Source organism: Pararhizobium sp. P1_E7, assembly GCF_056405855.1.
Genome location: NZ_JBFUBH010000151.1, coordinates 1 through 3437 on the forward strand (window position 1 = coordinate 1; position 3437 = coordinate 3437).

At 54.6% G+C, this 3437-nt stretch carries 5 protein-coding genes and 1 pseudogene; 4 read left to right on the forward strand and 2 right to left on the reverse strand.

All coding sequences use genetic code 11. The features are described from left to right. Both AC1D17_RS28105 and AC1D17_RS28110 read left to right on the forward strand, forming a co-directional pair. A pseudogene (locus AC1D17_RS28105) lies at positions 1-403 on the forward strand (AAA family ATPase); the annotation flags it as partial. Positions 404-526: 123 nt separating this feature from the next. Beyond that, positions 527-1096, forward strand: coding sequence for a hypothetical protein (locus tag AC1D17_RS28110; RefSeq protein WP_477568516.1), 570 nt, complete (start codon positions 527-529; stop codon positions 1094-1096). Positions 1097-1340: 244 nt separating this feature from the next. Here the strand turns inward: AC1D17_RS28110 and AC1D17_RS28115 are convergent, their stop codons facing one another. Beyond that, positions 1341-1868, reverse strand: coding sequence for a tetratricopeptide repeat protein (locus tag AC1D17_RS28115; protein ID WP_477568512.1), 528 nt, complete (start codon positions 1866-1868; stop codon positions 1341-1343). A 377-nt stretch (positions 1869-2245) separates the two neighbouring features. Here AC1D17_RS28115 and AC1D17_RS28120 point away from each other — a divergent pair, with 377 nt between their 5' ends. Beyond that, positions 2246-2704 (forward strand): hypothetical protein, encoded by a 459-nt coding sequence (locus tag AC1D17_RS28120; protein ID WP_477568513.1) that lies wholly within the window; start codon positions 2246-2248, stop codon positions 2702-2704. A gap of 250 nt (positions 2705-2954) precedes the next feature. Continuing rightward, positions 2955-3134 carry a hypothetical protein gene (locus tag AC1D17_RS28125; protein WP_477568514.1) on the forward strand — a complete coding sequence of 60 codons (180 nt, stop codon included), beginning with the start codon at positions 2955-2957 and terminating at the stop codon, positions 3132-3134. Positions 3135-3246: 112 nt separating this feature from the next. Here AC1D17_RS28125 and AC1D17_RS28130 read toward each other — a convergent pair. Continuing rightward, on the reverse strand, positions 3247-3437 hold a 191-nt coding region (locus AC1D17_RS28130), incomplete at its 5' end, for a DUF1622 domain-containing protein (RefSeq protein ID WP_477568515.1).

Genomic DNA, 3437 nt, shown 5'->3' on the forward strand with positions numbered 1-3437 from the left:
ACTTGAGCGCGGGTATGATTTCCTCACGCTGCATACGGGGAAGAAATTCAAGGTCCCGTTCGACGAACTTGTCGTCTTCTCGACCAATATCGCTCCGAAAGACCTCTCCGACGAGGCAGGCCTGCGGCGTCTCAAGTACAAGATATTTGTGAATAACCCTTCTCGGGAAGAATATATCCAGATCTTTGATGCGTATGCCCGCACTGTTGCGATTGAAATAGATTATGATGAGTTGAACCTGTTCTATGATCGTAAGTACAATTTCCAGTTGCCGGCGTCGTGCTATCATCCCAAGTACCTGATAGATTTTATCGGGGCCTATTGCGAGTTTAATGCAATGCCGAAGGTTGCATCGCTGGAGATGCTGGAGCGGGCGTGGGAAGGGGTGTTCACGTTGGATTAGGCAGGTGGCGGTGGGATGCGATCATGGCAGCGGCATAGGCTTATTGTTAAGGGAATTCTGAAATACTGGTGTCGCATGTACGAGGGTGGCTCGGCCGCTGCTCGCGGGAAGGGGGTAATCTCGATGACCAGCATTGCAAACGTCGATGTCGAAGCTGACGGCTCAAGGCAACGTTGCGAACAAACGGCCAAGGAGCCGACCCGTTCGAAAGCCGCGCCGTTCATCGCAATAGCGTTTATGCTCCTACCATTGAATGCAGGCATTCTGCTCTATACGGCCAAGAATGCCGCAGACGTCCGTGGAAGCCGCGAGACGCTTGCCGCACTCAAACTATCGATTGACGGCCTGAAGACGCAGATCGACAAGCAGGGGTATAATATCGCCAAAGGTGCCAAGGCTGACGAAGTGGCGATCATTCGACAGCATGTGGAGAGCCTGCAAAAGGATGTGGCGAATTTGGATGGCCGAATGCGTTCTGGCCTGTTTGCTTCCGGCGGAGCGCAGATCTTGAGCGCACCAGGCAAGGATGTGCAGCATCTTCAGTCTTCATTCGCCGCYGTGTCTGCTGGCCAGGAAATCCTGAACGACAGCATGACCTCTGTCGATGCTCAGGGTGTTTCTGTCGCCGACCTGCCGCGCTATGAAAGATCGGTCTCGCCGGAAGGCAAGTTGATACTCCGCAAGGTGCAATAGCCCCCGGATTTTCCATACAGCAGCGTCTTTTCAGATGTTCAAGGTCGCTGTAGCACCTTGAATTGCGGCGTGATTTTATCCTCGGATCGATTCGGAAGGATTCGCGCGGCGGCAGCTTCGCCGGGAAATTGGTAGCGATTTTCGTGGAAGACCGTGTCGCCTGACAGCAATGTTGGACATGCGCCTTCTGCCGGCGGCATTTTTCGATGTGTTTGCCGAACGTCCGCCGGATGCGCTTCAGGTTCTATCGTTGCGCGAAATTTACACTGTTTTTCATCAGTTCGATATTTCGGGCAGTCGTCTCGTTCGTGGGGTCGAGCTCATAGGCTTTCAGGAAGTAGCGTCTGGCCTTCGGCAGGTCGCCGCGCAGGAGATGGGAGTATCCTATGTTGTTGTAGTAGACGGGCGTATTGCCGATCATCCGCGACAGTTGCAGATAGGCACGGTCGGAGGTGTCGAACCGGCCGATCATATCGGCTGAGGCCGCAAAGCCCAGCCAGGCAGACGGATCCTCTGGGAAAATCGCAACTGCACGTTTGTAAACTGCATATGACTTTCCGTAGTTCTTCTCCTTGAACTGAAGCTTTCCCGTGGTGATCAATTCGTCGTTCTTGTAGAAGGCGACCGCAGAGTCATCTTCGAGAGTCTTTGCGCTATCGCCAAAAGCTGCCAAGTCATCGACACTTGAAGACTGGCATCCGGTCAATGCCGCAATCGCGGCGAGCGGTAACGTAAGGTATCTGATCCGCGACCTGATCTGAAACGCTCCCATTCATCCCCCCCAGCTTTCAGGCATCCTAGAGGTGCCCTTGCATGCGCTCACGGAAAATCCTGCTTAAAAAAAGCTAATAAAGAAAGAATTGATGCAGCGAGTCGCATTAAAGAGACACATGTCACGCTATAGAGTGTCGTTGCTGCAACAGGACGCAATGACGTAACGATCCTCGCTTGATGAGAGGTTGTGTTTCTTGCCAAGATGGTTGYAGTTTGCCGCGAGCCGAAACCTTATTGCGAAAGCGATGATCCGGTAAGCCACAGTTAAGCGTCAATCTTATATATTGCTTTTATTGGTGCAGCTGGCGCCCCGGGCGAAAGAGAGCATAATATATGCGGAACCTAGTTCTAGCAGTCGTTCGATTGGGGCCGTCTGTGGCCTATGCTTTGGCGGCGACTTTTCTCGTCAGCATGGTTCTGCTCGCGCATTATCCTTCAAGCGTATGGGCCTGGTGGCTCTACATGACGATACTTCCTGTGATGCGCGAACCCGTCTTTCAACTTCTGGCCAAYACCGGGATCGAGGTCTGGGGTGCTTTCACGATATCAATGCTTGCGGCACTTTTCGGAGTCTATCTTGCGATGCGTCCGGAACGATATCCGAGGACAACTTTCATCCACGCACATGTCGCACTCGTCGCGACAGCGCTTGCCATGGTCAGAGTCGTCAATACGCAGGCCGGTCTCTCGAGCCTTACACTGCCGCAGGTGCTGCGCGGTGATTGGTCGGTGCTACAGATAACAGATTCACTCCTCGGGACGGCCCTGCTTGGTCTCGTATTTTTTGCTTGTCTTTGTGCGCATATCGCGATGATCAGGCGTATTCGCGCATAACCGGAACTTCCCTTACAAGTCTCCGTGGCTTTAGGCCCCCGCCACCAGAATTTACAAGCACTTAGCCGAAAGGCATCCGAACGGGTAATCCTCCGACCAAACTCGGGCGACAAACCGGCAGCGGCGCCGTTTGGGCGCCCCGGGACCGCTGGTCCGGCCGTCGCCCTCCTGCCGGCCCCCCTGTGGCCGGTTGCCATCCAACGATCGTCCGCTGATCTCACCACGGCGCACCTGAACACGGCCAAAGGCCATGGTGGCGGCAAGCTCCAGGATCGCCGTCCCCGCCCGCATTGAGCAGCTCGCCCTTGAGACGATGTATGACGGACATGTGAACATGTCCGAATCAGGGGGCGACTATTTCTCGTATTGGGGCGAGATCATTTCGGTATTGGAGGGCGGATTGCCGCGGAACTTGCATGCCGATCTCTGAACCCAAGCGGATCCATCTGAAAAAGGGGCGCCGCCCGCGTTCTGGACCTGAAACCGACGATTCGCGGCGATGCGGCGCCCGAAAATCACGACCGCGGTGAGAACCAGGCGTCTTATTCAGCCCGTTTGCGTCGCGCCCGTCTCCACGGCCATTCACCATCGATTTCGGCTTCAAGTGAGAAGCTCAGGAACGTACGAATTAAAACGATCAGCCCAAGTAGACCGACACTCTCCCACGTTAAGGGAGATATGATCGTAGCGATAATGTCGGCCCCGATCAGGATTTCGAGACCTAACAATATCC